The organism is Streptomyces sp. NPDC039430, assembly GCF_055639435.1.
On the sequence record NZ_JBVKAK010000001.1, the window covers coordinates 364,750 to 387,626 of the forward strand.

The window sequence follows — 22,877 nt, forward strand, 5'->3', positions numbered from 1 at the left end:
GTCAGGTGGCCGCCCCGTAGAACAGCTCCTCCACCACCGCCCGCGCCCTGCGCGTCGTACGGCGGTAGTCGTCCAGCATGTCGCCCACATGCCCCGGCCCGTACCCCAGATAGCGGCCCATCGCGCCCAGTTCCCGCCCGTCCGACGGGAAGGTGTCGCCCGGCCTGCCCCTGACCAGCATCACGCCGTTGCGGACCCGGGTCGCCAGCACCCACGCCTCGTCCAGGATCCGCGCGTCCTCCGTCGAGAGCAGGTCCGCCGCGCAGGCCGCCGCCAGCGCCTCCCGGGTACGGGTGGTGCGCAGGCCGGGTTCCGCCCAGCCGTGCCGCATCTGGAGCAGCTGGACCGTCCATTCGACATCGGAGAGCCCGCCCCGGCCCAGCTTGGTGTGGAGCGTCGGATCGGCGCCGCGCGGCAGCCGTTCCGTCTCCATCCGCGCCTTCAGCTTGCGGATCTCCCGTACCGCGTCCTCGCCCAGGCCCTCCGCCGGATACCGCAGCGGATCGACCAGTTCGATGAAGCGGCGACCCAGCTCGGCGTCCCCCGCCATCGGCTCCGCGCGCAGCAGCGCCTGGCTCTCCCAGACCAGCGCCCAGCGCCGGTAGTACGCCGCGTAGGAGGCGAGCGTACGGACCATCGGGCCGCTCTTGCCCTCCGGCCGCAGATCCGCGTCGATCAGCAGCGGCGGGTCGGAGGTGGGGACTTGAAGCAGCCGCCGCATCTCGGCGACCACCTCGTTCGCGGCGCGCGCCGCCTCGTGCTCGCTGACGCCCTCGCGCGGCTCATGGACGAAGAGCACGTCCGCGTCGGAGCCGTAGCTCAGCTCGTGGCCGCCGAACCGGCCCATGCCGATGACCGCGAAGCGGGTCGGCAGCGTGTCGCCCCACCGCTCGCGTACGACGGCGCGCAGGGCGCCCGCGAGGGTCGCCGCGTTCAGATCCGTGACCGCGTTGCCCACCCGGTCGACCAGCGCCCCCGGGTCCTCCTCCGCGGGGCTCTCCTCCGTACCGTACGAGCCGATGATGTCCGCCGCGGTCGTACGGAACAGCTCACGCCTGCGCATCCCACGGGCCGTCGCGACCGCGCCCTCCGCCGTCTCCGCGCGCCCGACCGCCGCCAGGACCTCCTGCTCCAGCGGGTCACGGCCGCGCGGGGCGAGCCCCTGGGGGTCGCCGAGGATGGCCACCGCCTCGGGGGCGCGGAGCAGCAGATCGGGCGCGAGCCGGCCGGCCGAGAGCACCCGCGCGAGATTCTCCGCCGCGGCGCCCTCGTCCCGCAGCAGCCGCAGATACCAGGGGGTCTTGCCGAGCGCGTCCGACACCTTGCGGAAGCCGAGCAGCCCGGCGTCGGGGTCGGCGGAGTCCGCGAACCAGCCGAGCAGCACCGGCAGCAGCGTCCGCTGGATCGCCGCCTTGCGGCTCACACCGGACGACAGTGCCTCCAGATGCCGCAGCGCGGCGGCCGGGTCGGCGTAACCGAGCGCTTCGAGCCGCTGCCGGGCCGCCCGCGGACTGAGCCGGATCTCGCCGGGCGCGAGCTGGGCGACCGCGTCGAGCAGCGGCCGGTAGAACAGCTTCTCGTGCAGCCGCCGTACGACCGAGGCGTGCCGCCGCCAGGTCCGGTTCAGCTCCGCGACGGGATCGCCCCGCAGTCCGAGCGAGCGGCCGAGGCGGCGCAGATCAGCCTCGTCCTCGGGCACCAGATGGGTACGGCGCAGCCGGAAGAGCTGGATGCGGTGCTCCATGGAGCGCAGGAAGCGGTACGCCTCCTCCAGCTGCGCCGCGTCCGCCCGGCCCACATAACCGCCCGCCGCCAGCGCGGTCAGCGCTTCGAGGGTCGAGCCGCTGTGCAGCGAGGCGTCGCTGCGGCCGTGGACCAGCTGGAGGAGCTGTACGGCGAACTCGACGTCCCGCAGCCCGCCGGGCCCGAGCTTCAGCTCCCGCTCCACCTGGCCGGGCGGGATGTTGTCGACGACCCGGCGGCGCATCTTCTGCACGTCGGAGACGAAGTGCTCGCGCTCGGACGCCTGCCACACCAGCGGGGAGACCGCCTCGATGTACTGGGCGCCGAGCATCGGGTCGCCGGCCACCGGGCGGGCCTTCAGCAGCGCCTGGAACTCCCAGGTCTTGGCCCAGCGCTGGTAGTACGCGAGATGGCTGCTCAGCGTCCGCACGAGCGGCCCGTTGCGGCCTTCGGGGCGCAGATTCGCGTCGACCGGCCAGATGGAGCCCTCGATGGTCGACTCGGAGCAGATCCGCATCAGATGCGACGCCAGCCGGGTCGCCGCCTGGATGGCCTTGCCCTCGTCGATGCCCTCGGCGGCGCCGCCCACCCCGTCGGCGGGCTCGCCGACGAAGATCACGTCCACGTCCGAGACGTAGTTCAGCTCATGGCCGCCGCACTTGCCCATCGCGATCACCGCGAGCCGGCACAGCGCGGCGTCCTCGGGCGCGGCCGCCTTGGCGATCGCGAGGGCGGCGCGCAGGGTCGCGGTCGCCAGATCGGCCAGTTCGGCGGCGGTCTGGGCGAAGTCCGCCGTCCCGCAGACGTCCCTGGCGGCTATGGCCAGCAGACAGCGGCGGTAGGCGACCCGCAGCGAGACCGGGTCGGCCGCCTCGGCGAGTCCGCGCTCGAACTCCTCGACGCCGGGGTGCAGATCGGCCAGTTCGTAGGTGACCAGTACGTGCCAGTCCCCCGGGTGTCTGACCAGATGGTCCCCGAGCGCCTCCGACGCGCCGAGCACTCCGAGCAGCCGGTCCCGCAGCGGCTTCGCCGTCACCACGGTGTCCAGCAGCACCCGCAGCTCCTCGGGCCGCTGCGCCTCCGCCAGCCTGACGAGCCCGCGCAGCGCGAGATCGGGGTCCGCGGTGGCGCCGAGCGCGTCGAGGAGCATCGGATCGGACCGTACGGGTGACATCGCGGGGGCGTCGAGCAGCCGCTCGGCGGCGGAGGGATCGGTGAAGCCGTGCCGCAGCAGGCGGGTGAAAGTACTGCTCCTGCGTCCCGGCAGCGCCATGTTCGCCCGTCTCCTGTCCACGACCCCGTCCGACCAAAGCTCAGGCAACGAGCCTAGACCCAGGTCCCGGCGGAAGACCGATGAGTCCGGCCCGCGCCGCCGGTCCCTCCTGTACAGCTGTCGTACGACACCGCGCGAGAGGACCGCACCATGGCACGCAAGGAGCCCCGCACCGAGCTGGACGCCCGTTACGGCGAGCCGGAGGCCGCCGCCACCGCCTGGCCGGAGGCCGAGGGCCTGCTCGCCGAGGCCGAGCTGTTCTGGCTGTCGACCGTACGGCCCGACGGCCGCCCGCATGTCACCCCGCTGCCGGCCGTCTGGGCGGACGGCGCGCTGCACTTCTGCACCGGCGCGGCCGAGCGCAAGGCCATGAACCTCGCCCGTAACCCGGAAGTGGTGCTCACCACCGGTGTGAACGCGCTCCGGGGCGGCTGTGACCTGGTGGTCGAGGGCACGGCGGTCCGGGTGACCGACGCGTCCCGGCTGACCGTGCTCGCCGGGCTGTGGGAGGCGAAATACGGCGCGGAGTGGCACTTCGACGTACAGGACGGCGGGTTCACGGGCGGCGAGGGGAATGTGGCGCTGGTCTTCGAGGTCGCGCCCCGCACGGCCTTCGGCTTCGGGAAGGCCCCGTACAGCCAGACGCGCTGGCGGTTCTGACCGCCGCGGGCCCGGGGGCCGGTCCGGGCCGGCGGTACGACAACCCCGCCAGCCCGGACCGGATCACGCCTTGGGCGCTACAGCACCACACGTACTACAGCACCGGCAGGTTCTTCTTCAGCTCGAAGGCCGTCACCTCGGAGCGGTACTCCTCCCACTCCTGCTTCTTGTTGCGCAGGAAGAAGTCGAAGACATGCTCGCCGAGCGTCTCCGCGACCAGCTCGCTGCGCTCCATCAGCGAGATCGCCTCGCCCAGGTTCTGCGGCAGCGGCTCGATGCCCATCGCGCGGCGCTCCGCGTCCGAGAGGGCCCATACGTCGTCGTCGGCGCCCGCCGGGAGTTCGTAGCCCTCCTCGATGCCCTTGAGGCCCGCGGCGAGCAGCACCGCGTACGTCAGATAGGGGTTGGCTCCCGAGTCGATGGAGCGGACCTCGACCCGTGCCGAGCCGGTCTTGCCCGGCTTGTACATCGGGACGCGGATCAGCGCGGAGCGGTTGTTGTGGCCCCAGCAGATGTACGAGGGGGCCTCGCCGCCCGAGCCCGCGGTGCGGCTGGAGCCGCCCCAGATGCGCTTGTACGAGTTGACCCACTGGTTGGTGACGGCCGAGATCTCCGCCGCGTGCTTCAGCAGCCCGGCGATGAAGGAGCGGCCGACCTTGGAGAGCTGGTACTCGGCGCCCGACTCGTAGAAGGCGTTGCGGTCCCCCTCGAAGAGGGAGAGATGGGTGTGCATGCCCGAGCCCGGGTATTCGGAGAACGGCTTCGGCATGAACGTCGCCTGCACGCCCTGCTCCAGCGCGACCTGCTTCATGACCAGGCGGAACGTCATGATGTTGTCGGCGGTGGAGAGCGCGTCCGCGTACCGCAGATCGATCTCCTGCTGGCCGGGGGCGCCCTCGTGGTGGCTGAACTCCACCGAGATGCCCATGGATTCGAGCATCGTGATCGCCTGGCGCCGGAAGTCCATGCCGACGTTCTGCGGGGTGTGGTCGAAGTAGCCGGAGCTGTCGGCGGGCGTGGGGCGCGTGCCGTCGACCGGCTTGTCCTTCAGCAGGAAGAACTCGATCTCGGGGTGCGTGTAGAAGGTGAAGCCCAGATCCGAGGTCCTCGCGAGGATCCGCTTGAGCACGTAGCGCGGGTCCGCGAAGGACGGCGAGCCGTCGGGCATCAGGATGTCGCAGAACATCCGTGCCGTGCCGGGGGCCTCCGCGCGCCAGGGCAGTATCTGGAACGTGCCCGGATCGGGCTTGGCGATCATGTCGGACTCGTACACGCGGGCAAAGCCCTCGATCGCCGATCCGTCGAAGCCCATGCCCTCGTCGAAGGCCTGCTCCAGCTCGGCGGGCGCGACGGCGACCGACTTCAGGAAGCCGAGCACGTCGGTGAACCACAGGCGTACGAAGCGGATGTCGCGCTCTTCGAGCGTACGGAGCACGAATTCCTGCTGCTTGTCCATATTAGCCGTCCTACCCATCCTTGCTGGTCAGGCCACCTGCTCCCATGCCGCGGGGCACGCCGGGGCACCCGAGCATCCCACCACACGATTTCCGGCGCGTTGCGAACCCCCGTCCAACACATCGCGTCGTGCGTGTGTACGGGCTTCTCGCCCATAGTGCCCGTTCGTCCCATGCTCATGAAACAGGCGGCCGCAATCCATTGTGCGGGAGACCGGTGCGGAAGATCGACTTTGGCGCCTGTCAGCCACCACTGTGCCGGGCGGGAGTGTCCGACCAGCCCAGGGGGTACGGCTCCGTGTCCTCGCCCGGGACCGCCGGCTCCCCGCCCGCCTCGGTGAACGCGCCGAGCGCGCCGACCAGGGCCGTGCGCTGCTCGGGGGTGAGCCGCTCGACGATCGCCGAGATCTCGCGGTGGCGTACGGCGGTGACCCGGGCGACCAGCGTGCGGCCCTCCGGGGTCAGCCGCAGCATCGTCTCGCGGCGGTTGCACGGATTGCTCTGCCGGGTCGCCAGGCCCGCGACGATCAGCCGGTCGAGCATCCGCATGGCCGTCGACGGGTTCACCCCGAGCCGCTCGGCGATATCGACCAGTTTGGCGTCGCCATGGGCGGCGAGGACCGCGAGCAGCCGGAACTGCGGCAGGGTGACCGGTTCCGCGACGGCCGCCAGGGACCGCGCCGACACCTTCACCAGGAGCCGGGAGGCGGTCAGCACGGCGTGCGTCACCGCGTCGACATCGGCCTGGCCCCCGGGGACATCGGCCCGCCCCCCGGAGTCCCGCGCGGGCGGCTCCGGCTGGGGGCGCGGTTGTCGGTGCGGCTGCGGATCCTCGGCCATGCCTCTTTGTACCCCGGCGGCGTCCGGTTCGTACCGTCTGGGGTCCCCGAGACGGACCGGAACAGGCTCCTCACTCCTGCCGGCGGGGGTGTACGCACTACGATCTGCGCCCATGGGGGGATCGCGGGCGGGCCACATACGCGTCACGCGTCCCACGGCACTGCTGAGTGCCGTGGCGACGCTGCTCGCCGCGCTCTTCATCTGTCTGGGAGCCGAGCCGGACGGTACCGGGGTCCACCACCCGGACGGTCCGGCGGCGGTGGCGGACGGCGGCGCGTACGGCCCGGCCGCCGGGGCCACCATCCGGGACCGGGCCGAGGCCGAGGCCCGGTACACCTGCCCGTACGACAAGGGTGACTGCGGGCTCTTCCCCCATCAGAGCCCGGCCGTCCTCACCGTCCCGCCGCCGGCCACCCCGCTCGCCTGCGATGTCCAGCCCTCGCACCTCGAACCGCCGTTCCCCACCGGCCGGGTGCCCCGCTCCGGAGCGCTCGCCCGCGCCCCGGACCTCCACGTCCTTCAAGTACTGCGGACGTAGGGCCTGTCGTCCGGATCTCGCCGGTCCGGCCCCCGCACCGGGTTCCGCATGTCCCGAACCACGTTCCGTGCTCACGCAGTTGTCCACGTTCCGTTCCGCAGTCACTCCGTCATCAGTCATCGCAGAAGGACACACATCATGGCTTCCAAGTCCCAGTCCGCCGAGCGCAAGGCCCGAATAGAGGAGATGCGCCGCGCCGAGCGGGCCCGCGAGCGGCGCAGCCGCATCATCACGATCACGGCGAGCGCCGTCGTGGTGGTCTCCCTCATCGCCGGCGGTGCCTACCTCCTCAACAAGGAGTCGGACAAGAAGGAGCAGGAACAGGCGGCGGCCAAGGCGCCCGTGAAGGACGAGAAGTCCTGGGACGCCAAGAAGCTCGGCCGTAACCATGTCACCGAGGCGGTCACGTACCCGATGACCCCGCCCGTGGGCGGTGACCACAACCAGATCTGGGTGAACTGCGACGGGGACGTCTACAAGGAGCCGGTCCCGGACGTGAACGCGGTGCACTCGCTGGAGCACGGCGCGGTCTGGGTCACGTACAACGACAAGGCGTCCGAAGCCGACGTGAAGGCGCTGAGCGAGAAGGTGGAGAACACCCCCTACACGCTGATGAGCCCGGTGAAGAACCAGGCGGGCGCGCTCATGCTGAGCGCGTGGGGCAAGCAGGTCACGGTGGACAGCGCCACGGACCCGCGCGTGGACCAGTTCTTCACGAAGTACGTGCAGGGCACGCAGACCCCGGAGCCGGGCGCCGCCTGCACGGGCGGAATGGGCGCGCAGTGACGGCGGAGAGCGCGCCCGGCCCGACGGCCGCGGCCGAGACGGCGGAGACGGCCCGACCGGCGCGCAAGGTGACACGCACGCAGTGGGCGGCGATCACCGCCGTCGTCCTGGCGCTGGTCTTCGCCGGTACGGCGGCGGTGGCCTCGGCCGGGCGCGACGGCGGCTCCGCCGAGCCCCGTACCCCGGCCACGGACTCGGCGGACGCGGGCTTCGCGCGGGACATGGCGGTCCACCACCAGCAGGCGGTGGAGATGTCGTTCATCGTGCGGGACAGCACGGACGACGAGGAGGTGCGCCGGCTGGCGTACGACATCGCCAACACCCAGGCGAACCAGCGCGGAATGCTGCTGGGCTGGCTGGACATGTGGGGGCTGCCGAAGGTCGAGTCGGGCAGTGAGCCGATGGCCTGGATGTCCATGGACAAGACCATGGACCACGGTGACGGCGGCATGGACATGGGCTCGATGGATCACGGTGACGCGGGCCATCAGGCGCACGACGGCTCGCTGATGCCGGGCATGGCCACGAAGACGGAGCTGGACCGGCTCCGCGAGGCCCGTGGCAAGGCCGCCGAGATCCTCTATCTCCAGCTGATGACCGACCACCACAAGGGCGGGGTCGCGATGGCCCAGGGCTGCGTGCGGCTGTGCGCGCCCGGTACGGAGAAGGACCTCGCCGAGGGGATGGTCGCGGCGCAGCAGTCCGAGATGAAGCTGATGGCGGACCTGCTCGCGGCGCGCGGCGCGAAGCCGCGCGCCGACGGCTGACGCACGGGGCAGCCGGGGCCGCCGGTCCCCCGGGCTCCGGCGGCCCCGGCTCAGTCCCAGGCTCAGTCCCGGGCTCAGTCCCCGGCCGCCGGGGCCCCGGCGGTCCCGTGAACTCGGTGGTCTCTTGCGGTCGCGCCACTCGAACGGCTGCACGATGATGGTTCTGGCTCGGGGTGGACGGCACTCAGGAGGGACGGAACCCATGACGACCGCCAAAGACATCATGCACCCCGGGGCCCAGTGGATCCCGGCCCACGAGACCCTGGACCGCGCCGCCCAGCTCATGCGCGAGCTGGATGTGGGCGCGCTCCCCATCGCCGACGCCGAGGACCGGCTGACCGGCATTCTCACGGACCGCGACATCGTCGTCGGGTGTGTGGCGATGGGCCATGACCCGGCAGGGACGACGGCCGGTGAGATGGCGCACGGCACCCCTCGCTGGATCGACGCGGGCGCGGACGTGGACGAGGTGCTGTACGAGATGCAGAGCAACCAGATACGCCGGCTGCCGGTGATCGAGGACAAGCGTCTCGTCGGGATGATCAGCGAGGCCGACCTGGCCCAGCACCTCACCGACGGACAGCTCGCCTCCTGGATGGAGCAGGTCTACGCGCACGGCTGAGCCCCGGCTCGCGCGCCACCCCCGGCGGACGCACCGCCCGCACCGCAGGGGCCGCCGCCCGTACCGAGTGGGCCCCCGCCGAGTGAGCCCCGCCGAGTGGGCTGCCCCACACACGCACCCCAGGACATCGCGTCAGTCAGACGATTACACTGGGTCCCGTGCCTCAACTACGCCTCGCTCTGAATCAGATCGACTCGACCGTCGGCGATCTCGCCGCGAACGCCGAGGCGATCGTGCACTGGACCCGGCACGCCGCCGCGCAGGGAGCGCACGTCGTGGCGTTCCCCGAGATGGCGCTGACCGGCTACCCCGTCGAGGATCTCGCCCTGCGGTCGTCCTTCGTCGAGGCGTCCCGGGCCGCCGTGCGCGCGCTCGCGGTACGGCTCGACGAGGAGGGCTTCGGCGAGCTGCCCGTCGTCGTCGGCTATCTGGACCGCTCCGAGTCGGCCCAGCCGCGCTACGGCCAGCCCGCGGGCGCCCCGCGCAACGCCGCCGCCGTCCTGCACCGCGGCGCGGTCGTCCTCAACTTCGCCAAGCACCATCTGCCCAACTACGGCGTCTTCGACGAGTTCCGGTATTTCGTACCGGGCGACACCATGCCCGTCATCCGGGTCCATGGCGTCGATATCGCGCTCGCGATCTGCGAGGACCTCTGGCAGGACGGCGGCCGGGTCCCGGCCGCCCGGTCCGCCGAGGCGGGGCTGCTGCTCTCGGTCAACGCCTCGCCGTACGAGCGCGAGAAGGACGACACCCGCCTCGACCTGGTGCGCAAGCGCGCCCAGGAGGCCGGCTGCACCACCGCGTATCTGGCGATGATCGGCGGCCAGGACGAGCTGGTCTTCGACGGCGACTCGATCGTCGTGGACAAGAACGGCGAAGTCGTGGCGCGCGCACCGCAGTTCGCCGAGGGCTGTGTCGTACTGGACCTCGATCTGCCGGCCGCCTCGCCGGAAGCGCCCACGGGGGTCGTGGACGACGGGCTGCGGATCGACCGGGTCGTCCTCTCCGAGGACCCGCTGCCGGCCTACGAGCCCGAGCTGACGGGCGGCTACGCCGAGCGCCTGGACGACGACGAGGAGGTGTACTCGGCGCTGGTGGTGGGCCTGCGCGCGTACGCCGCGAAGAACGGCTTCCGGTCCGTGCTGATCGGTCTCTCCGGCGGTATCGACTCCGCGCTCGTCGCCGCCATCGCCTGTGACGCGGTCGGCGCGCAGAACGTGTACGGCGTCTCCATGCCGTCGAAGTACTCGTCCGGCCACTCCAGGGACGACGCGGCCGAGCTGGCCCGCCGTACCGGACTCAACTTCCGTACGCAGCCGATCGAGCCGATGTTCGACGCGTACATGGGCGAGCTGGGGCTGACCGGGCTCGCGGAGGAGAACCTCCAGTCGCGGCTGCGCGGCACGATGCTGATGGCGCTCTCCAACCAGGAGGGGCACATCGTTCTCGCACCGGGCAACAAGTCCGAGCTGGCCGTGGGCTATTCGACGCTCTACGGCGACTCCGTCGGCGCGTACGGCCCGATCAAGGACGTCTACAAGACCTCCGTCTTCCGGCTCGCCCGCTGGCGCAACCGCGCCGCCGAGGAGCGCGGCCAGACCCCGCCGATCCCGGAGACCTCGATCTCCAAGCCGCCGAGCGCCGAGCTGCGCCCCGGCCAGGTCGACACGGACTCACTGCCCGACTACGACGTACTGGACCGGATCCTGGAGCTGTACGTCGACCGCGACCAGGGCGTGGACGCGATCATCGCGGCCGGTTTCGACGCGGAACTGGTCGCCAGGACGCTGCGGATGGTGGACACCGCGGAGTACAAGCGGCGCCAGTACCCGCCGGGCACCAAGATCTCGGCGAAGGGCTTCGGCAAGGACCGGCGGCTGCCGATCACGAACCGCTGGCGCGAGCACAGGCCGTAACGCACAGGGACACGGGCGCGCGGGGCCGCGGGGCCCGGCGCCGCGGCGGACGCGGGTCCGCACAGGAGCCGAGGCCGCGTGGGAGCCGAGGCCGCGTGGGAGCCGAGGCCGCGTGGGAGCCGAGGCCGCGTGGGAGCCGAGGCCGCGTGGGAGCCGAGGCCCACCCGCCGGGTGAGCCACGGGACTCGGCACCCGTTCCGTCGTGGCTCAGCCCACCCGTTCCGTCGTCGCGCCGGTCCTCGTCGTGGCCGAGGCGACGACCCGCGACGCCTCCGGCGCCCGCCCGCCCCTGTCGCCCCGGTCCAGCAGCCCGGCCGTCACCGCGATCGCCAGGCCGACGACCGCGAGCACCGCGCCGACCAGGGTCGGGGACAGCCAGCCCCAGCCCGCCGCGATCGCCGCGCCGCCGAGCCAGGCGCCGCCCGCGTTGGCGAGGTTGAAGGCCGAGTGGTTCGAGGCGGAGGCGATCGTGGGGGCGTGCCTGGCCTTCTGCATGACCAGCATCTGCAGCGGAGTGGTGGTCAGGAACCCGACCGCGCCCAGCACCACGACCGTCACCAGCGCCGCCCACTGGATGTGCGCCGTGAAGCGGAAGGCGAGCAGTACGACGGCGAGCGTGCCGAGCGAGGCGTACAGGGTGGGCCGCAGCGCCCGGTCGGTCAGCGGCCCGGCCGCCAGCGCGCCCAGCGTCATCCCGATGCCGAAGAGCGCGAGGACCAGCGTGACGGAGGACTCGCCGAATCCCATCACCTCGGTCGTGATCGAGGCCAGGTACGAGTAGACGGCGAAGACCCCGGCGAAGCCGAAGACGGCCGTCGCGAGGCCGAGCAGCACCTGACGGTCGCCGAGGGCGCGTATCTCGCGGCCCACGCTCTGGTGCGCCTCCACCGGCATGTGCGGGACGAGCCGGGCGAGCGCCGCGAGCGCGACCAGGCCGATGACGGTCACCACCAGGAAGGTGGCGCGCCAGCCGAGGTTCTGGCCGAGCAGGGTGGCCGCGGGGACGCCGACGATATTGGCGACGGTCAGGCCCAGGAACATGGTCGCGACGGCGCGCGCCTGCCGGCCCTCGCGCACCAGCCGGGCGGCGACGACCGCGCCGACGCCGAAGAACGCGCCGTGCGGCAGCCCGGCGAGGAAGCGGCCCGTCAGCAGCCAGCCGAAGCCGGGCGCGAGCGCCGAGCCGAGGTTGCCGATGACGAAGAGCCCCATGAGCAGGAGCAGCATCCGCTTGCGCGGGATACGGGAGCCGAGGGCGGTGAGCAGGGGGGCGCCGACGACGACACCGATCGCGTAGGCCGAGACCAGATATCCGGCGGTCGGCACGGACGTACCCAGATCGTCCGCGACATTGGGCAGCAGGCCCATCATCACGAACTCTGTCGTCCCGATGCCGAAAGCGCTGACGGCCAGGGCGAACAGGGCGAGGGGCATCAAGAGACCTTCCGTGGTGAGCTTCAGGGGGTCAGGACTTCAGGATTAAGTACCCCCACGGAACAAAGTCTCTCAGGGTTTCTATTCCGGCGGATGAACTCCGGATTGCGCCCAGCGCTCCGTCCGGCGAGGCTCCGGCCGACGCGCCGTGGTCAGCGCGGCGTGGTCAGCACGCCTTCGGTCGGGGCGCTTCGGGTCAGCGCGCCTTCGACCGGCACCGCTCCGGCGAGGCGGCGCAGCGCGGGGGCCTCGCGCGGAGGCTCAGCGCAACCGCACCCGCGCCGCGATCGGCAGATGGTCGCTGTCCGTCGCGGGAAGGGTCCAGGACGAGGTCGGCTCGACGCCCTTCACCATGATCTGGTCGATCCGCGCCAGCGGGAACGACGTCGGCCAGCTGAAGCCGTATCCGTGCCCCGCCGCGCCCTGGGTGGAGCGCATCTGGGAGGTCACGGCGTTGAGCGAGCGGTCGTTCATCGTGCCGTTCAGATCGCCGAGCAGGATCACCCGGCTCAGCGACTCGTGCGAGATGGCCTCGCCCAGCGCGTCGGCGCTCTTGTCGCGCTGGTTGGCGGTGAAGCCCGCGTTCAGCTTGACGCGCACGGAGGGGAGATGCGCCACGTAGACGGCGACCCGGCCCTCCGGGGTGCTGACGGTGGCGCGCATGGCGCGGACCCAGCCCAGCCTGATGTCGACGGGCTCGGCCCCGGTCATCGGGTACTTGCTCCACAGCCCGACCGTGCCCTGCACCGAGTGGTACTTGTACGTCCCGGCGAGCGCGTCGGTATAGGTCTTGACGGCGCTGGCCTTCAGCTCCTCCAGCGCCACCACATCGGCTCCGGACTCCGCCAGCTTGCGCGCGGTGCCCTCGGGGTCGGGGTTGTCCGCGTTGACGTTGTGGGTGGCGACCATGAGGTCACCGCCGTCGCCGGACTTGTCGGTGAGGAGTCCGCCGAAGACATTGACCCACACCACGGCGGGCAGCAGCACGGCGATCAGCGCGGTGGCGGAGCGCCGTACCAGCGCCAGCACGAGGATCAGCGGAACGAACACCCCGAACCAGGGCAGGAAGGTCTCGATGAGACTGCCCAGGTTGCCGATCTTGTTCGGGATCTGCGCGTGGAAGATCATCAGCAGCGCGACCACCACGGCGAGCAGCGCGAGCACGATGCCCCGCCGCCAGATGCCCGGATCGCCCCGCCATCGGTCGAGCAGAGTTCTGACGCGTGAGCTGGTGCGGGGGTCCTCCTGCCCGCCGTCCGTCACCGATTGCGCCGTGTACTCCTGCGTCATATGCGCTGCCCTCACTGCCTTGCTGTGCACGCCCGCCCCCGACCCTAGGCGATGTACGGGCACTTTCTCCGCCGTCCGGGGACAGCCGTACTGGCACGGAGACGAAGAGTACGGGTTCGCGGGTTCCGATCAAGGAGGTAAGCGGGGCAGGTGTGACAGATCCCGCACGGCCGGGCCGGGCTGGTTTCCGGCGCGCACCGGCGTCATTCGCGCGGGCGCAGCCCCTGGAGCACGGCGCTGATGATCTGGTCGGGGAGGTCCTCGTCCAGCGGTGCGCCCGGCCGGTGCAGGGTGCGCATGAGCATCGGGCCGACCAGCAGTTCGTGCATCAACTCCACGCTCAGGTCGTCCCGTAGCTCACCGGAGGCGACCCCGCGCCGGATCAGGCCCGTCGTCAGCTCGCGCCGGGGGCCGACGATCGTCCTGTGGTACTCCGCCCAGAGTTTGGGCTGGCTCTTCATCTCGACGACGACGTTGTGCAGCATGGCCGAGGACCGCTGGGCGAGCCCGCGCCGGCGCATCGACTCCAGCACGGCCCTGAGATCGTCGAGCGCCGAGGTGCCGGGCAGTTCGGGCTCCGGCGGCTCGATCTCCCGCAGGACATCGAGGAACAGCTCCTCCTTGCCCTGCCAGCGCCGGTAGATGGTCGCCTTGCCGACGCCCGCCGTGCGGGCGATGCGTTCGACGGAGAGCGCGCCGAGCGGCACGCCGTCCTCCAGCAGGGTCACGACGGCCTCCAGGATCGCCCGCTCGACCGCCTCACTGCGTGGCCTGCCGCGCCGGTGTTCGTTCTCGTGGCCCTGCTCCCGCACCTGTCTCCGCCTCTCGCCGCCCTCGGCCGCCGCGTACGACGTGTACGCCGTGTACGCCGCGCCGCGCTTCCGCCGTGCCAATTCTCGTACACGGGCGTCTCACTCCACGGCGTCTCACCCCACGGCGTACACGGCGTCGCCGTCAGCCGCGGGCGGCGGTCGCGGGCTCGGGCGCCTCCTCGCTCCCCGCGAGCTTCCGGGGCTCCGGCAGGCCCGGCAGGAAGAGCGCGACCACCACGGCGCCGATCAGCGCGACGGCCGCCGAGCCGAGGGCGGTGACATGCATGGCGTCGAGAAACGCGTCGTAGGCCGAGCTGATCAGCGGCCGGCCCGCCGGACCCATCTTCTCCGCGACGCCGAGGGTCGCCTCGATCGACTCCCCCGCCGCGTCCCGCGCGCCGGCCGGGACCGCGCCGAGGTGTCCCTCGATCCCGCCCCGGTAGGTCGCGGAGAGCACCGAGCCGAGTACTGCGATCCCGAGGGCGCCGCCGACCTGGCGGAAGGTGTTGTTGATGGCCGAGCCGGAACCGGCCTTCTCGCGGGGCAGCGCCTGCATGACCGCCACGGTCACCGGCGGCATGATGTGCGCCATTCCGGTGCCCTGGACGAAGAAGACGAGGCACAGCACCCAGACCGGGGTGTCCGCGCCGAAGAGGGCGAACGCGGCGAGTCCCGCCGCGACGAGCAGCATGCCTGCCGTGCAGACCGCGCGGGCGCCGAACCGGTCCACCACCAGCCGGGCACGCGGCGCGAAGATCATCTGTGCCGCGGCGAGCGGCAGGATCAGCAGCCCGGACTGGAGCGCGCTGTAGCCGCGCACGCTCTGGAGGTAGAAGGCCGAGAAGAACGTCACGCCCATCAGCGCGAAGAAGACCAGCGCGATGGCGGCGACGGCGGCGGCGAAGGCCGGCTTCCTGAAGTACGAGATGTCGATGGACGGGTGGCTGCTGCGCTTCTCGTGCCAGACGAAGAGGGCGAGTACGGCCACGCCGCCGAGGAGCGGGGCGAGCACGCCCGCACCGGTGAAGTCGGCCAGCTCGCCGCCGCGGATGATGCCGTACACCAGCAGGACGAGACCGACGATGGAGAGGACGACGCCCAGCGGGTCGACCCGGCCGGGGCTGGGGTCCTTCGAGTCGGGGACCAGCAGCACCATCGCGACCAGCGCGACGACGGCCACCGGGACGTTGACGAGGAAGATGGATCCCCACCAGAAGTGTTCGAGCAGCAGACCGCCGGTGATCGGGCCGATGGCGATGCCGAGGCCCACGCTGCCCGCCCAGATGCCGATGGCCTTGGGCTGCTCCTCGCGCTCGAAGACGTTCATCAGGACGGCGAGGGTGGCGGGCATCACAAACGCGGCGCCGAAGCCCATCAGGGCGCGGTAGCCGATGAGTTCGGCGGGCGAGCCGGACAGGGCGGCGAGCGCCGAGCCGAGGCCGAAGACGGCGATGCCGAAGAGGAGCACCTTCTTGCGGCCGATGCGGTCACCGAGCAGCCCGGAGGTGAAGAGCAGTCCGGCGAAGACGAGCGTGTAGGAGTTGATCGCCCACTCCAGCTCGCTCTGGGTGGCGCCGATGCCGGTGGGCTCGGGGGCGGCGATCGTCTTGACCGCCACGTTCAGGATCGAGTTGTCCAGCACGACGATGAGCAGGCTGAACATCAGAACGCCGAGGATGGCCCAGCGGCGGCGGTGGACCGCCTCCGGGACACGGGACTCGGGTATGCGGGGTGCGGCGGCGGCGCCGCCGGACGGTGTGGACATGACGCACACCCTAGACCACTTTCGATACGAGACCGTCTCGTATTGGAAAGTCTTTACGCGCGGCCCATGGCCCCGCATGCCCCCGCCCGCCCCCCACTTCCCGGCCCCTACTTCCCGTGACCGGTCCCGGGATGCCACCATGGACCCGGTCCGGGGACACCGTCAGGGTGCCTCGAGATGACGAAAGGGCCTTTGGCCATGACTGTTCAGACCGAGGCTGCGCGGACGTCACGCGCGGGACGCCCCGAAGCAGGCCCCAAGGCGCTGTACGGCGGCACGAGTTCCCGGCGCGTCACCGTCCATGACATCGGCGCCGCCAAGGAGCGCGGCGAGAAATGGCCCATGCTCACCGCCTATGACGCGATGACGGCCTCCGTGTTCGACGAGGCAGGCATCCCGGTCATGCTCGTCGGCGACTCGATGGGGAACTGCCATCTGGGGTACGAGACGACCGTGCCCGTCACGCTGGACGAGATGACGATGCTCGCCGCGGCCGTCGTACGGGGCACGAAGCGCGCTCTGATCGTCGGCGACCTGCCGTTCGGCTCGTACCAGGAAGGGCCGGTCCAGGCCCTGCGCAGCGCCACCCGGCTGGTGAAGGACGCGGGGGTGGGCGCGGTCAAGCTGGAGGGCGGCGAGCGCTCGCACACCCAGATCGAGCTGCTGGTACAGGCCGGTATCCCCGTGATGGGGCACATCGGGCTCACCCCGCAGTCCGTCAACACCCTCGGCTACCGGGTGCAGGGCCGCGGCGAGGAGGCCGCGCAGCAGCTGCTCCGCGACGCCAAGGCGGTACAGGACGCGGGGGCGTTCGCGGTCGTGCTCGAACTGGTCCCCGCCGAGCTGGCCGCCGAGGTGACCCGCATCCTGCACATCCCGACCATCGGGATCGGCGCCGGGCCCGAGACGGACGCGCAGGTGCTCGTCTACACCGACATGGTCGGGCTCACCGGAGGGAAGGTGCCGCGCTTCACGAAGCAGTACGCGAATCTCCGGCAGACGCTCGGGGACGCGGCGAGGGAGTTCGCGGACGAGGTCATCGGAGGAACGTTCCCTCAGGAGGAGCACACGTTCCACTAGGGCCTGCCCCCGGCCCATAGGGGCTGCTCCCAGCCACCAGGGACTGTCCCCGGGCGCGGCCGGGGACAGTCCCTGGGCGCGGCCGGGGAGGCGGACCCCACCGCCCCAGAAGCCACTGCCCGCACGGACGACAGCCCGCCGATCTTCCCCCGTCGGCGGGCTGTCGGCTTTCCGCGGGCCGCGGGCCGCCGGCGGCCCGAGCGGCTCGCCACGACGGCGGCCCGACAGCCTCCCGACGGCGGCTTGTCGGCGGCTTGTCGGCGGCTTGTCGGTGGCTTGTCGGTGGCTTGTCGGTGGCTTGTCGGTGGCTTGTCGGTGGCAGCTGGTCCACTGGTGTCATGACTCGAATCGACAAGAACCCCAACGGCAGCCGCACGGGCAACGCCGTCGAGGTACGGGGGCTGGTCAAGCACTACGGCGGACCACAGGGCACCCGGGCTCTCGACGGAGTGGACCTCGATGTGCGCGAGGGCACCGTCCTCGGTGTGCTCGGGCCCAACGGCGCCGGCAAGACAACGCTCGTCCGTATTCTCTCCACGCTCGTCCAGCCCGACGCCGGGACCGCGATGGTCGCCGGGTACGACGTACTGCGCCAGCCGCGCCAGCTGCGCCGCACCATCGGCCTCACCGGCCAGTACGCCTCGGTCGACGAGAAGCTCTCCGGCTGGGAGAACCTCTACATGATCGGCCGGCTGCTCGATCTGTCCCGCAAGGACGCCCGCCGCCGCGCCGACGAGCTGCTGGAGCGCTTCTCCCTCACCGAGGCGGCGAAGCGGGCCGCGATGCAGTACTCCGGCGGTATGCGGCGCCGCCTCGACCTGGCGGCCTCGATGATCGGCCAACCCTCCGTGCTCTATCTGGACGAGCCGACCACCGGGCTCGACCCCCGTACCCGCAACGAGGTCTGGGACGAGGTGCAGCGGATGGTCGCGGAGGGGTCCACCGTCCTGCTCACCACCCAGTACATGGAAGAGGCCGAGCAGCTGGCCAGCGAGCTGACGGTCATCGACCGCGGCCGGGTCATCGCCAACGGCAAGGTGGACGAGCTGAAGGCGAAGGTCGGCGGCCGTACGCTCCAGATCCGGCCCGCGGACCCGGCGCAGCTCCCCGCGATGGCACGGGCGATCGCCGAGACCGGGCTCGACGGCCTGTCCGGCACGCAGGCCGTCCCGGACGAGGGCCTGCTGTACGTACCGATCCTGAGCGATGAGCAACTGACCGCGGTCGTCGGCCTGCTGGGCGAGCGCGGCTTCGGGATCGCCCATATCGGCACCCATCTCCCGAGCCTGGACGAAGTGTTCCTGGCCATCACCGGCCAGAAGACGGCCTCCGTGTCCGACACCACACCCGAGGAGGTCGCGGCATGAGCACGACCACACTGCCCACGTCCGCGCCCGAGAAGGCACCCGCGCCGTCGCCCGCCACCGCCGCCGCCGCCGAGGGCCGGATCGGACTGCGCGCCAATCTGCGGCACATCGGCGCGCTGGTGCGCCGCAACGCCCTCCAGATCAAGCAGGATCCCGAGTCGATGTTCGACGTCCTGCTGATGCCGATCATCTTCACGCTGCTGTTCGTGTACGTCTTCGGCGGCTCCGTGGGCGCGAGCCTCGGCGGCAGCCGTGAGGAGTATGTGAACTATGTGATCCCCGGCCTGATGGCGATGATGGGCATGAACATCGCGATGGCCGTCGGCACGGGTGTGAACGACGACTTCCGCAAGGGGGTCATGGACCGGTTCCGTACGATGCCGATCGCCCGGTCCTCGGTGCTGATCGCCAAGATCGTCGTCGAGATCGGCCGGATGCTGGTCGCCACCGCCATCCTGCTCGGCATGGGCTTCCTGCTCGGCATGGAGATCAGGACGTCGGTGCTCGAACTGTTCGGGGCGGTCGGTCTGTCCCTGGTGTTCGGCGCCTCGCTGATGTGGATCTTCATACTGCTGGGGCTCACCATGAAGACGGCCCAGGCTGTCCAGGGCGTGGCGATGCTCGTGCTGATGCCCTTGCAGTTCGGCTCGTCGATCTTCGCCCCGCCGTCCACGATGCCCGGCTGGCTCCAGACGTTCACCGACTACAACCCGCTGTCCAATCTCGCGGACGCGGCGCGGAGCCTGATCAACGGCGGTCCTGTCGCGGACTCGGCGTGGATGACGCTGGGGTGGGCGGCGGCGATCACGCTGGTGACAGCGCCGCTCGCGGTGGCCAAGTTCCGTAAGAAGTCCTGAGATCAGGGCCCCGACGGATCCAGGACCGGACAGATCCCGGACGTCGGGCCCCCGACGACGGGCCCCCGACGACGGGCTCAGCACCCGGCGAGGGTGGTGGCCTCCTCCAGAGTGAGGCCGCCGCCCTCGGCGCGCGCCTCCTCGAACGCGGCCGCGCCGAGCAGACCCATGGCCGTCTCGCGCGCGCCCTTCGCGATGTACCTCTCCGAGTACGCGGGGTGGCGCCCGACGGGTGACAGCGCCTCGTACGCGCCGATCAGCCGGGCCGCGTCCCGGCCGCGCTCCCGGTCGCCCTCCTCGGCGGCCAGACCGCCCAGCGCCCAGGCCACCGTGACCAGATGGATCGCGGCCATCTCGGGGGCGACCATCAGCGACAGCGGTGTCAGCGCCGCCTCCACGGCCGCGCGGGCCGCCCCCAGCGCCGGGGCGTAGCGGCCGTCCGCGCAGTCCAGCCAGGCGAAGACGCCCTGGACGAACCCCTCGAAGATGGCCAGCGTCTCGGAGCGGAACACGTCGAGCAGCCGGTTGAGTTCGTCCCGCGCCTCGTCCCCGCGTCCGGTACGGCCCAGCCAGAGCGCGAGAAAGAGCCGGGCCGCGGGCTGCGCCTCCTGCCAGGTGTCGCGCCCCTCGGCCAGCACCTCGCGGAGGATGCGCTCGCCCTCCTCGCCCTGGCCGGTCTCGAACATGGTCGTCGCCAGCCGGGCACGCAACAGCGCGGCCTGACTCTGCGCGCCGAGCCTCTCGGCATGGGCGATGGCGGCCCGGTAGTCGTCGGCGGCGAGGCGGTACTCCCCCGCCCCCTCCCTGGCCTCGCCACGCGCGGACAGCGCCTCGGCGGTGCCCCAGGCGTCGCCGAGCCGCTGGAAGATCTCCAGGCTGCGGTCGCTGTCCCGGGTCGCGTCCCCGGTCCGGTCGCCGCGGTTGGAGAAGATATTGGCCCGTACGTGCAGCGCGCTGGCCAGCTCCCAGTCGTAACCGAGCCTCTCGCAGGACCGTACGGTCTCGTCCACGACCCGTCTCAGCCCCTGTGGATCCCCGCTGAGCATGTACGCGAAGACGTACAGCGTCCCGGGGAACCGGCAGGTCTGCGGAAGCCCCGGCCGGTAGGCGGCGGCGACGTCGCTCAGCCACGCGAGCCGCTCGGGTGTGGCCCAGTTCTCCGCGTCGTGATTCATGCTGACGATCCCGATCATCCGCACCTGGCGCCTGGCCTCCTGGAGCAGTTCGGGGGTCATGGGCGGTGGCGCGTCCGTGCACCGCTCCGAGATGGCGGGGGCCGGCTCCACGGGCGGGGCGAACGGGTCGGGTCCGAGAGCCGCGGCGGCCTCCGCCCAGTGCCGGGCGTCGGCGCGCAGGTCGAGCATCTGCCAGAGCCAGCCGAGGGACAGGACGAGACAGAGCGCCTCCTGCTCGTCGCGGGCGACGACGGCGCGGCGCAGCGCGGTGCGCAGATTCTCGTACTCCAGCTGGAACCGGGCGATCGCGGCGTGCTGGCCGGGGCCGCGCAGTACGGGGTCGGTGGTACGGGCCAGCTCCCGGTAGTACACGAGATGGCGGCGCTCGGCGGCGGCCCGGTCCCCGGCCTGGTCGAGCCGTTCGGCAGCGTACTCGGCGACGGTTTCCAGCAGCCGGTAGCGCATGTCGCCGTCGGGCGCGGGGGCGGCGACGACGAGGGACTTGTCGATGAGGGAGCCGAGGAGGCGGGCGACGTCCTGGGACGGGACGATGTGTGTGGTGGCCGGGGCGGCTGGGACCGCCTGGGCTTCGGGGGCAGCCGGGGCCTGAAGGATGGCCGGTGCGGCCGGGGCCTGAAGGATGGCCGGGGCTTCAGGGGCGCCCGGGGCGGCCGACTCAGCCGGGCTGTCCGCGCAGACCGACTCGGCGGCCGTCAGTCCGCAGCCGCCCGCGAAGACGGACAGCCGGCGCAGTACCGCGCGTTCGGACGCGTCGAGCAGGTCCCAGGACCAGTCGACGACCGCGCGCAGCGTCTGCTGACGCGGCAGGACCGTCCGGCTCCCGCTGGTCAGCAGCCGGAACCGGTCATCGAGCCGGTCCGCGATCTGACGCGGAGTCAGCATCCGCAACCGCGCCGCCGCCAGCTCGATCGCCAGCGGCAGACCGTCGAGACGACGACAGATCTCCGCCACCGCCGCCGGATCCCCCGCCACATCGAACCCCGGCCACACCGCACGAGCACGCTCCGCGAACAAACGATGCGCCGGATCCGGAGGCAACGGCTCCACCGGCCGCACCGACTCACCCGGCACCCCCAACGGCTCACGACTCGTCGCCAGGATCGTCAGCTCGGGACAGCGGGCGAGCAGTTCCTCGGCGAGGGCGGCGGCGGCGCCGATCACATGCTCGCAGTTGTCGAGGAGCAGCAGCATGCGCCGGCGCGCGCAGTGCTCGGCCAGCCGTACGAGCGGCTCACCGGCGTGCCGGTCGGCGGCCCGCAGCTCCTCGGCCCCGGCGCCCCGCAGTACGGTCTCCCGCGCGCCGAGCGCGGACAAGACGGCCTCGGGCACGGTCTCCGGATCGTTCACGGGCGCCAGTTCCGCGAGCCATACGCCGTCGGTCCACCCCTCTGCCATCAGCTCCGCGGCCTCCTGCGAGAGCCGGGTCTTCCCCGCTCCGCCGGGGCCGAGCAGGGTGACGAGCCTGGCGCGGCCGAGATCGCCGCGGATGGCCTCGATGTCGCCCTCGCGCCCCACGAAGCTGGTCAGCCGTGCCCGGAGATTGCCGGGCGGCGCGGCGGGGCGCGGGGCCCGGTCCGCTGGGCGGACGGGGCCGGGGGACGTGGCGCCCGTACGGTCGGAGCGCCCGCCGCCCCCGGCCCGCTCCGGCTCATCGGACGCGCGTGTCCCCACAGACCCGCCGGTCCCACTGGTCCCACCAGCCCCGCCTGTGCCACCAGCCCCGCCTGTGCCACCAGTCCCGCCTGTGCCTCCGGTGCCCCGGAGCAGTTCCTCGTGCAGAGCGCGCAGTTCCGGGCCCGGGTCGGCGCCCAGGCGGGCCGCCAGCGCCCGGCGCACCCTGTCGTACGCGGCCAGGGCCTCGGCCGGGCGTGCCGCGTCGCGCAAGGCGCGGATACGCAGCGCCTGGAGCGGCTCGTCGAGCGGGAACTCACCGCAGAGCGCGGCCAGTTCGGGCAGCGTCTCCTCGGCGCGGCCGAGGGCGAGCGCGGCCGTGAGCCGCGCCCTGCGGGCCTCCAGCCGGCGGGTCTCCCAGCGGGCCGCCTCGGTCGTACGGTCGGGGAGGTCGGCCAGCGCGGGACCGCGCCAGAGCGCCAGCGCCTCGTCGAGGAGGCTCGCCGCCTTGGTCGCGTCACCGTCCGCCAGGGCCCGCGCGCCCTCGGCGGCGAGCCGGCCGAAGCGGTGGAGATCCACGTCCTCCTCGTCGGCGCGCAGCCGGTAGCCGCCCTCCGCGGAGGAGACGGCGGCGGAGCCGATCGCCCGCCGCAACCGCCCGACCAGCGCCTGGAGCGCCCCCACCGCGTCGGCGGGCGGATCGCCGTCCCAGACCTCGGCGACGAGCTGGGCGACCGGCACCGTACGGCCGGGCCGCAGGGCGAGCACCGTCAGCAGCGCACGCAGCCGCGCACCGCCGAGGGCGACGGGGGCGCCGTCGTCGTGCAGTGCCCGTGTGGTGCCGAGGAGCAGGTAGCGCATCCGCC

17 protein-coding genes are annotated in these 22,877 nt (G+C 72.0%); 9 read left to right on the forward strand and 8 right to left on the reverse strand.

What is annotated here, in order from left to right:
• Position 1 precedes the first annotated feature (1 nt).
• Positions 2-3,016 carry a bifunctional [glutamine synthetase] adenylyltransferase/[glutamine synthetase]-adenylyl-L-tyrosine phosphorylase gene (locus tag ACZ7LS_RS01525; protein WP_385130118.1) on the reverse strand — a complete coding sequence of 1,005 codons (3,015 nt, stop codon included), beginning with the start codon at positions 3,014-3,016 and terminating at the stop codon, positions 2-4.
• Positions 3,017-3,166: 150 nt separating this feature from the next.
• Between ACZ7LS_RS01525 and ACZ7LS_RS01530 the strand changes: the two genes are divergently transcribed.
• Positions 3,167-3,676, forward strand: a complete 510-nt coding sequence (locus ACZ7LS_RS01530) for a pyridoxamine 5'-phosphate oxidase family protein (RefSeq protein ID WP_382664166.1) — start codon at positions 3,167-3,169, stop codon at positions 3,674-3,676.
• A 94-nt stretch (positions 3,677-3,770) separates the two neighbouring features.
• On the opposite strand, the gene glnA is transcribed toward ACZ7LS_RS01530, so the two are convergent.
• Positions 3,771-5,132, reverse strand: a complete 1,362-nt coding sequence (gene glnA, locus ACZ7LS_RS01535; protein ID WP_129773011.1) for a type I glutamate--ammonia ligase — start codon at positions 5,130-5,132, stop codon at positions 3,771-3,773.
• A 241-nt stretch (positions 5,133-5,373) separates the two neighbouring features.
• Positions 5,374-5,970: a MarR family winged helix-turn-helix transcriptional regulator gene (locus ACZ7LS_RS01540; RefSeq protein ID WP_382518594.1), complete on the reverse strand. Its 597-nt coding sequence runs from the start codon at positions 5,968-5,970 to the stop codon at positions 5,374-5,376.
• Positions 5,971-6,082: 112 nt separating this feature from the next.
• On the opposite strand from ACZ7LS_RS01540, the gene ACZ7LS_RS01545 reads away from it, so the two are divergent.
• The 5 genes from ACZ7LS_RS01545 to ACZ7LS_RS01565 all read left to right on the forward strand — a co-directional run bounded on the left by ACZ7LS_RS01545 (position 6,083) and on the right by ACZ7LS_RS01565 (position 10,599).
• The gene (locus ACZ7LS_RS01545) at positions 6,083-6,508 is read left to right on the forward strand and encodes a hypothetical protein (RefSeq protein WP_385130115.1); all 426 of its coding nucleotides are present in this window, start codon (positions 6,083-6,085) and stop codon (positions 6,506-6,508) included.
• Positions 6,509-6,646: 138 nt separating this feature from the next.
• Positions 6,647-7,294, forward strand: a complete 648-nt coding sequence (locus ACZ7LS_RS01550; RefSeq protein WP_382664170.1) for a DUF3105 domain-containing protein — start codon at positions 6,647-6,649, stop codon at positions 7,292-7,294.
• Positions 7,295-7,362: 68 nt separating this feature from the next.
• Positions 7,363-8,061 carry a DUF305 domain-containing protein gene (locus ACZ7LS_RS01555; RefSeq protein WP_385130191.1) on the forward strand — a complete coding sequence of 233 codons (699 nt, stop codon included), beginning with the start codon at positions 7,363-7,365 and terminating at the stop codon, positions 8,059-8,061.
• Between the two features lie 202 nt (positions 8,062-8,263).
• Positions 8,264-8,683, forward strand: coding sequence for a CBS domain-containing protein (locus ACZ7LS_RS01560; protein WP_382518586.1), 420 nt, complete (start codon positions 8,264-8,266; stop codon positions 8,681-8,683).
• 158 nt (positions 8,684-8,841) lie between these two features.
• Positions 8,842-10,599 carry an NAD+ synthase gene (locus ACZ7LS_RS01565; protein WP_382518583.1) on the forward strand — a complete coding sequence of 586 codons (1,758 nt, stop codon included), beginning with the start codon at positions 8,842-8,844 and terminating at the stop codon, positions 10,597-10,599.
• Between the two features lie 207 nt (positions 10,600-10,806).
• Here the strand turns inward: ACZ7LS_RS01565 and ACZ7LS_RS01570 are convergent, their stop codons facing one another.
• The 4 genes from ACZ7LS_RS01570 to ACZ7LS_RS01585 all read right to left on the reverse strand — a co-directional run bounded on the left by ACZ7LS_RS01570 (position 10,807) and on the right by ACZ7LS_RS01585 (position 15,900).
• Positions 10,807-12,033: an MFS transporter gene (locus tag ACZ7LS_RS01570; RefSeq protein ID WP_382518581.1), complete on the reverse strand. Its 1,227-nt coding sequence runs from the start codon at positions 12,031-12,033 to the stop codon at positions 10,807-10,809.
• A gap of 261 nt (positions 12,034-12,294) precedes the next feature.
• Positions 12,295-13,323 carry an endonuclease/exonuclease/phosphatase family protein gene (locus ACZ7LS_RS01575; RefSeq protein ID WP_382876498.1) on the reverse strand — a complete coding sequence of 343 codons (1,029 nt, stop codon included), beginning with the start codon at positions 13,321-13,323 and terminating at the stop codon, positions 12,295-12,297.
• A 203-nt stretch (positions 13,324-13,526) separates the two neighbouring features.
• Positions 13,527-14,135 (reverse strand): TetR/AcrR family transcriptional regulator, encoded by a 609-nt coding sequence (locus ACZ7LS_RS01580; protein WP_382518809.1) that lies wholly within the window; start codon positions 14,133-14,135, stop codon positions 13,527-13,529.
• Between the two features lie 142 nt (positions 14,136-14,277).
• Positions 14,278-15,900 carry an MFS transporter gene (locus ACZ7LS_RS01585; protein ID WP_382518576.1) on the reverse strand — a complete coding sequence of 541 codons (1,623 nt, stop codon included), beginning with the start codon at positions 15,898-15,900 and terminating at the stop codon, positions 14,278-14,280.
• Between the two features lie 198 nt (positions 15,901-16,098).
• Between ACZ7LS_RS01585 and panB the strand changes: the two genes are divergently transcribed.
• The 3 genes from panB to ACZ7LS_RS01600 all read left to right on the forward strand — a co-directional run bounded on the left by panB (position 16,099) and on the right by ACZ7LS_RS01600 (position 19,204).
• On the forward strand, positions 16,099-16,980 hold the full coding sequence (panB, locus tag ACZ7LS_RS01590) for a 3-methyl-2-oxobutanoate hydroxymethyltransferase (RefSeq protein ID WP_382518574.1): 882 nt from the start codon (positions 16,099-16,101) through the stop codon (positions 16,978-16,980).
• A gap of 338 nt (positions 16,981-17,318) precedes the next feature.
• Positions 17,319-18,347 carry an ATP-binding cassette domain-containing protein gene (locus ACZ7LS_RS01595; RefSeq protein ID WP_382518571.1) on the forward strand — a complete coding sequence of 343 codons (1,029 nt, stop codon included), beginning with the start codon at positions 17,319-17,321 and terminating at the stop codon, positions 18,345-18,347.
• A complete protein-coding gene (locus tag ACZ7LS_RS01600) occupies positions 18,344-19,204 on the forward strand; it encodes an ABC transporter permease (protein WP_385130111.1) in 861 nt (286 codons plus the stop codon). Before ACZ7LS_RS01595 ends, ACZ7LS_RS01600 begins: the two co-directional genes overlap by 4 nt.
• A 77-nt stretch (positions 19,205-19,281) precedes the next feature.
• Here the strand turns inward: ACZ7LS_RS01600 and ACZ7LS_RS01605 are convergent, their stop codons facing one another.
• Positions 19,282-22,872, reverse strand: coding sequence for an AfsR/SARP family transcriptional regulator (locus ACZ7LS_RS01605; protein ID WP_385130109.1), 3,591 nt, complete (start codon positions 22,870-22,872; stop codon positions 19,282-19,284).
• Positions 22,873-22,877: the final 5 nt, after the last annotated feature.